Consider the following 6,411-nt stretch of genomic DNA (forward strand, 5'->3'; position numbering starts at 1 on the left):
TAATTCCCTACCCAGCAGATTGCCTTGAAGCCTTGCTTCAGGGGTAGCGTGATGTCCTGATGTTGGCGGAACCTTTCGTGCATCCGGCACTCTTCTACCGAGGCGACCGGGAATACGTGGCTGCCACGACGGCCTTCGTCCGTGACGGGCTGGCCGCCGGCGAGCCCGTCGCAGTGGCCGTGCCCGCGCGGAACCTCGCCCTGATCGAGGACGCGCTGGGCGCCGAGTCCTGCCTGGTCACGCTGCTCGACATGGGCGAGGCCGGGCGCAATCCCGGCCGCATCATCCCGGCCGTGCTGCGCGACTTCGCCGACCGGCACCCCGGCGTGCACGTGCGGATCATCGGCGAGCCGATCTGGCCGGGCCGCAGTCCGGCCGAGTACCCGGCGTGCGCGCAACACGAGGCGTTGATCAACTACTCGTTCGCGGGCCGGCACGCGACGATCCTGTGCCCGTACGACGCCGAGCGGCTCGACCCCGCCGTCCTGTCCGAGGCCGCGCGCACCCACCCGGTGCTGCGGGCCGGCGAGAGCCAGTGGGACAGCGGAGACTACGCGCCGCAGCAGGTCATCGACGGTCACAACCTGCCGTTCGACGAGCCGGCCGGCTATGTGTCGCTGCGCTTCGACGCCGGCAATCTGTCGTCCGCCCGGCTGCTGGCCGCCGAGCGGGCGGCCGCGCTGGGCTTCACCGGCGACAGGCTCGACGACGTCAGGCTGACCGTGGCCGAGCTCGGCGCCAACAGCCTCGACCACGGCGGCGGCGCGGGCGAGTTGCGGATCTGGAGCACCGGCCAGGCGCTGGTCTGCGAGGTGACCGACTCCGGGCACATCACCGACCCGCTGGCCGGGCGCAGCCCGGTCGACCCGCGCCGGTCCGGCTCGCGTGGGCTGCTCATCGTCAACCTGCTCAGCGACCTGGTACGCGTCCACACCCGGGCGGGCCTGACCAGCATCAGGGCCTACTTCGACCTGCCCTGACGGGTAGGAACCCGGCATGACCGGGTTGCGCCCGATGCGGGCGCGTGACGTGCGCGAGCCGCATCGCGCCGCGACGCTGGAGCTGCTGTTCGACCTGTTCTTCGTCGTCGCCGTCTCCTTCGCGGGATCCGCGCTGCACCACGCGCTCAGTGCCGGGCACGTGGGGGAGGGGCTGATCGGATATCTCACCACGTTCTTCGCAATCTGGTGGGCGTGGATGAACTACAGCTGGTTCGCCTCCGCCTACGACACGGATGACTGGCTGTACCGGCTGATGACGCTGGCGCAGATGGGCGGCGTGCTGGTGCTGGCGGCCGGGGTGCCCAGGGCGTTCGAGGAACACGACTTCGGCGTCGTCTACCTGGGGTACCTGATCATGCGGCTGGCCATGGCCGGGCAGTGGCTGCGGGCCGCCGGCGGCGATCCGGCCGGCCGCCGCACCGCGATCAGGTACGCGATCGGCATCTGCGTGGCGCAGCTCGGCTGGGTCGCGGTGCTGCTCGTCCACGGGAGCATGTTCCTGGCGGCGTTCGCGCTGGGCGCGCTGCTGGAGCTGGCCGTGCCCGTCTGGGCGGAGTCCGCCAGGCGCACGCCCTGGCACCCGCACCACATCGCCGAACGGTACGGCCTGTTCACCATCATCATGATGGGCGAGAACGTGCTGGCCGCCACCATCGCGGTGCAGGAGCAGGCCCGCGAGGGCGGCTTCGGCCCCGGGCTGCCCGGGCTGGCGGCCGGCACGCTGGTGATCGTGTTCGCGCTGTGGTGGATCTACTTCGACCCGCCCGCGCACGAGCTCCTCGACTCCAACCGGCGGGCGATCCCGTGGGGGTACGGGCACTACCTGATCTTCGCGGCGGTGGGGGCGTTCAGCTCGGGGGTCGAGGTGTCCGTCGACGACCTGACCGGGCGGGCGCACCTGCCGCCGGTGGGCGTCGGGCTGGCGGTGGCCGTGCCCGTCGCGGTGTTCCTCGTCATGGTCTGGCTCCTGCACGTGCGCCCGCACGGGTACGGTCCGGTGGACGGCGCGGCGTTCCTGGCCGCCGCCGCGCTCGTGCTGCTGGCCGCGCTGACGCCGGCGCCGATCCCGGTGATCGCCGTCGTGCTGGCCGCGCTCGTGGCCGTGAGCGGCGCGGCCAGACGCCGCCGCGGCACCTGACCGTCCCTGGTGCCGCCCCCGGTAGGAACCCTGAGGGGGTCAGCCCCACCAGGGGTGCTGTCCGCCCAGCTCAGCAGCGCATGATCCAAGAGCGCCAAGACCAAGGTATTAGGGGACGGCTCAGGGCTGTCTGGGGTTGATCTCCGATACTTTCCGCGGGCGAAATCCACCAGTTTTGACGGCATGAAGGGATTGCTTGTCAGTGGATTCGCGGCCGTCGGCACCGGTACCGGCGCCATGCTCACCCTCCACGCGGAGGCCGGGCTCGACCCGTGGCACACGGTGATCAGCGAGTACGCCTTCCACCCGGCAGGCTGGCTGCTGCCCACCTCGCTCACGCTGTTCGCGGTGGGCGCGGCGCTGGTCGCCGAGGCACTGCGCCGCTCCGGCGCCGGGAACTGGGTGGTGGCGCTGGTGCTCGTCTGGGGCGCGAGCATGTTCCTCATCGGCGCCTTCCCCACCGACCGGCCCGGGGTGCCGCTGTCGCTGTCCGGCGGCATCCACAGGTACGCGGCTTTCGCCGCCTTCCTGGCGATGCCCCTCGTCGGTCTGCTGCTGGCCAGGTCGCGGATGGCGTACGCGAAGGCGATGCGGGTGCTCAGCGCCATCGCGCTCGGTGCGCTGCTGCTGGTCGTGATCCCGTACGTGGTGCGCATGTTCGGCATCCCGCTGAGCAACGATGACATCCCCGCCGGGCTGACCCAGCGGCTGGTGGTCGTCACCGAGCTGGGGGTGCTCGGGCTGGCCGGGCTGGCGCTGCTGAACCCGGCCGCCCGGCGCTCCCCGGTCTCCGCCGCGCTGGCGTAGGCGTTAACCGGCTCTTCCTGGAAAGAGGTAGGTGACCTTGACCTCTGAGGGAGTGGCAGACATGACGATCTTGGTGGCGTACGACGGTTCCGACGACGCGAAGGCGGCCATCGCCTTCGCCGGGGAGATCATGCGAGGCGAGCCCGCGGTGGTGCTGACCGTCTGGGAACGCCTGGCGATGACCTCGGCCCGCGCCTCGGCCGGGCTGATGATGACACTCGACCACACCGGCGCCGAGGACGACGCGATCGGACAGGCGATGACCGAGCTGTCCCAGCACGGCGCCGACCTGGCCAGGCAGGCGGGACTGGACGCGACGCCGCGGTGCGACCTCGACTCGGTGGCGGTGTGGTCGACGATCGTGGACGTGGCCGACGAGATCGACGCCAGGCTCATCGTGACCGGGACCCGGGGGCTCGGCGGGGTCCGTTCACTGCTGCTGGGCAGCACGTCGGACCGCGTCCTGCACCACGCCAAGCGCCCGGTGCTGGTGGTCCCGGGCCCGGAGACCCGCGCCTGACCCCGTCCCGCGTCTCAAAGGGGCGGGTCTTCGCACAATCCAGCCCATTAGTGGTGTCGCTCTCGCATCTGCCAGGCTAGAGTGCCTTTTCGTGACGAAGTTCCGGATCGGTGAAGCGGCCGCGCTCCTGGGGGTGAGCCCCGACACCGTCCGCCGCTGGATCGACGCCGGACGGCTCACCGCCGCCCGCGACGAGCACGGCCACCGCGTGGTGCCCGGCGAGGAGCTGGCCGCGTTCGCCAGGTCCCAGGTGGGCGAGGAGAGCCGGTGGGGATACTCCTCGGCGCGCAACCGCTTCAGGGGCATCGTCACCGAGGTGGTCAAGGACTCGGTCATGGCCCAGGTCGAGCTGGCCGCGGGCCCGTTCAGGGTGGTCTCGCTGATGAGCCGCCAGGCCGCCGACGAGCTGGGCCTGGCGCCCGGCGTGGTGGCCGTCGCCGTGATCAAGTCGACCAACGTGGTCGTCGAACTCGCACCCAAGGAGTGAGCGTGATCCGCCGGCTGCTGCTCGGAATGTCGCTGGTCGCCGTACTCGCGGGGTGCGGGGGGTCGTCCGAGCCGGTCGAGGAGCTGAACGTCTTCGCCGCGGCCTCGCTCACCGAGACGTTCACCGCGCTCGGCGAGACCTTCGAGTCGCGGCATCCCGGCACGAAAGTGATCTTCAACTTCGGGTCGAGCGCCACGCTGGCCCAGCAGATCGCGAACGGGGCGCCCGCCGACGTGTTCGCGGCGGCGTCGCCGTCCACGATGAAGCGGGTCACGGCGAGCTCGCGGGTGTTCGCCAGGAACCGGCTGCAGATCGCGGTGCCCGCGGGCAACCCCGCGCGGGTCGCCGCGCTGCGCGACCTGGCCAGGCCCGAGGTCAAGGTCGCGCTGTGCGCGCCGCAGGTGCCGTGCGGCGCGGCGGCGGCCACCGTGCTGAGCGGGCTCCAGGTCACGCCGGTCACGCTGGAGCAGGACGTCAAGGCCACGCTCACCAAGGTGACGCTGGGCGAGGTCGACGCCGCGCTCGTCTACCGCACCGACGTGCTGGCCGCCAAGGGGAAGGTCGACGGGGTGGAGTTCCCCGAGTCCGCGCGGGCGGTCAACGACTATCCGATCGCCGTGGTGAAGGACGGAGACCTGGCCAGGGCGTTCGTCGAGCTCGTCCGATCCGACGAGGGGCGCCGGGTCATGACGGCGGCCGGCTTCGAACCGGCGGCCCCCTGATGCGTTCGCGGCTGCCGTGGCCGCTGGTGCTGCCCGCGATGCTCGGGCTGGCGTTCCTGGTGCTGCCGCTGCTCGGGCTGATCGTCCAGGCGCCGTGGGGCACGCTGGCGAGCCGGCTGACCAAGCCGCTGATCGTGGACGCGCTGGTGTTGTCGCTGGTCACCGCGACCATCGCGACCGCGTTGTGCCTGGTGCTCGGGGTGCCGCTGGCCTGGCTGCTGGCCAGGGTGGAGTTCCGCGGGCGCGGCCTGGTGCGGGCGCTGGTCACCGTGCCGCTGGTGCTCCCGCCGGTGGTCGGGGGAGTGGCGCTGCTGCTGGTGTTCGGCCGGCGGGGGCTGGTCGGGCAGTTCCTCGGGTTCCAGCTGCCGTTCACGTCCGCGGCGGTGGTGCTGGCCGAGGCGTTCGTGGCGATGCCGTTCCTGGTGATCAGCGTGGAAGGCGCGCTGCGCGGCGCCGACCGCCGATACGAGGAGGCGGCCGCGACGCTCGGCGCCTCCCGGCTGACCGTGTTCAGGCGCGTGACGCTGCCGCTGGTCGCGCCGGGGATCGTGGCGGGGGCGGTGCTGTGCTGGGCGCGGGCGCTGGGCGAGTTCGGCGCGACGATCACGTTCGCCGGCAACTTCCCAGGACGCACCAGGACGATGCCGCTGGCCGTCTACCTGGCCATGGAGACCGAGCCCGAGGCCGCCATCGTGCTGAGCCTGGTGCTGCTGGTCGTGTCGGTGGTGGTGCTGGCCAGCCTCAGAGACCGGTGGATCTCGTGAAGGCGCACCTGGTCGTCGAGCGGGCGTCGTTCCGGCTGGACCTGGCACTCGACGTGGCGCCCGGCGAGGTCGTGGCGCTGCTCGGGCCGAACGGCGCGGGCAAGACGACCGCGTTGCGCGCGCTTGCCGGGCTCGAACCGCTGGCGTCCGGGTTCATCGAGCTGGACGGCGGGCACCTGCATCCGCTCGGCCCCGCCGACCGGCCCGTCGGGGTGGTGTTCCAGGACTACCTGCTGTTCCCGCACCTGTCGGCGCTGGAGAACGTGGCCTTCGGCCTGCGATCGCGCGGCGTGCCCAAGCGGGAGGCCCGGCGTGCCGCACGGGAATGGCTGGACCGGATGGGCCTGGGCGACCACGCGGAGGCCAGGCCGCGGCAGCTGTCCGGCGGGCAGGCGCAGCGGGTGGCGCTGGCCCGGGCGCTGGCCGTCCAGCCACGGCTGCTGCTGCTCGACGAGCCGCTGGCAGCGCTCGACGCGCACACCCGGCTGGAGATCCGCGCCGGGCTGCGGCGCCGGCTGGCGGACTTCGACGGCGCGTGCGTGCTCGTCACGCACGACGCGCTGGACGCGATGGTGCTGGCCGACCGGCTGGTGGTGATCGAGGAGGGCCGCGTCGTCCAGGAGGGGCCGCCGGGCGAGGTGGCCAGACGGCCGCGCACCGACTACGTGGCCAGGCTGGTGGGGCTCAACCTGTACCGGGGGGAGGCCGAGGGGCACCTGGTGCGGCTGGCGCACGACGTGGTGCTGCGGGCCAGGGAGGAGGCCTCGGGGGCGGTCTTCGTGGCGTTCCCGCCGTCCGCGGTCGCCCTGTACCGGAGCCGGCCGAACGGGACGCCGCGCAACCTGTGGGAGGGGCGCATCGACGGGATGGAGCCGCACGGTGACAACGTCCGGGTGCACCTGGACGGGCCGCTGTCGGTCTCGGCGGACATCACCGCGGCCGCGCTCGCGGACCTGGATCTGGGGCCCGGGC

8 protein-coding genes are annotated in these 6,411 nt (G+C 72.4%); all 8 read left to right on the top strand.

Annotated elements, in window-relative coordinates; genetic code table 11:
* Window positions 1–59: 59 nt before the first annotated feature.
* Window positions 60–980 (top strand): anti-sigma factor RsbA family regulatory protein, encoded by a 921-nt coding sequence (locus tag HII36_RS33895; RefSeq protein WP_173527386.1) that lies wholly within the window; start codon window positions 60–62, stop codon window positions 978–980.
* A gap of 16 nt (window positions 981–996) precedes the next feature.
* Window positions 997–2,139, top strand: a complete 1,143-nt coding sequence (locus tag HII36_RS33900) for a low temperature requirement protein A (RefSeq protein ID WP_173527387.1) — start codon at window positions 997–999, stop codon at window positions 2,137–2,139.
* Between the two features lie 183 nt (window positions 2,140–2,322).
* Window positions 2,323–2,946: a DUF998 domain-containing protein gene (locus HII36_RS33905; protein WP_173527388.1), complete on the top strand. Its 624-nt coding sequence runs from the start codon at window positions 2,323–2,325 to the stop codon at window positions 2,944–2,946.
* 61 nt (window positions 2,947–3,007) lie between these two features.
* Window positions 3,008–3,466, top strand: coding sequence for a universal stress protein (locus HII36_RS33910; protein WP_173527389.1), 459 nt, complete (start codon window positions 3,008–3,010; stop codon window positions 3,464–3,466).
* A gap of 91 nt (window positions 3,467–3,557) precedes the next feature.
* On the top strand, window positions 3,558–3,953 hold the full coding sequence (locus HII36_RS33915) for a TOBE domain-containing protein (protein ID WP_173527390.1): 396 nt from the start codon (window positions 3,558–3,560) through the stop codon (window positions 3,951–3,953).
* Between the two features lie 26 nt (window positions 3,954–3,979).
* On the top strand, window positions 3,980–4,675 hold the full coding sequence (modA, locus tag HII36_RS33920) for a molybdate ABC transporter substrate-binding protein (RefSeq protein WP_173527397.1): 696 nt from the start codon (window positions 3,980–3,982) through the stop codon (window positions 4,673–4,675).
* Window positions 4,675–5,439 (top strand): molybdate ABC transporter permease subunit, encoded by a 765-nt coding sequence (modB, locus tag HII36_RS33925; protein WP_217370307.1) that lies wholly within the window; start codon window positions 4,675–4,677, stop codon window positions 5,437–5,439. Before modA ends, modB begins: the two co-directional genes overlap by 1 nt.
* Window positions 5,427–6,411: ABC transporter ATP-binding protein (locus tag HII36_RS33930; protein WP_173527391.1), on the top strand; the 985-nt coding region annotated here is incomplete at its 3' end. The genes modB and HII36_RS33930, both read left to right, overlap by 13 nt.

Source organism: Nonomuraea antri, from assembly GCF_013283785.1.
Classification (GTDB): Bacteria; Actinomycetota; Actinomycetes; order Streptosporangiales; family Streptosporangiaceae; genus Nonomuraea; species Nonomuraea antri.